At 45.5% G+C, this 268-nt stretch carries 1 pseudogene; it reads left to right on the top strand.

The features are described 5' to 3' along the window. Positions 1 to 268, top strand: a pseudogene (locus SB725_RS31480) (hypothetical protein); the annotation flags it as partial.

Here is a 268-nt window from a genome sequence, read left to right as displayed (position 1 = left end):
GCATTCGTCCTGACGGTAGCGCTCGTCAGCTAATTGATCAGCTTAATGGCTATATCTATGCGCCAGCATGGTCGGAAGACGGACAACTGCTTGCCTATAGCAAACAAGCCCCGCGTGAGCATCCCAAAATTTATATTTATGATCGTAGTAGCAATACGCGCAACCTAGTGGTAAATGCTGAAGGCAGCAATATGTCAGCGTCATTTTCACCCGATGGTCAAGATTTGCTTTATAGCTCTACTGTCGGTGGTAATGCTGATATCTATAA

Origin of the sequence: Pseudomonas sp. SIMBA_041 (genome assembly GCF_046535095.1) — a bacterium.
Classification (GTDB): domain Bacteria; phylum Pseudomonadota; class Gammaproteobacteria; order Pseudomonadales; family Pseudomonadaceae; genus Aquipseudomonas; species Aquipseudomonas mucoides.
This window is presented reverse-complemented; position numbering and strand designations above follow the sequence as displayed.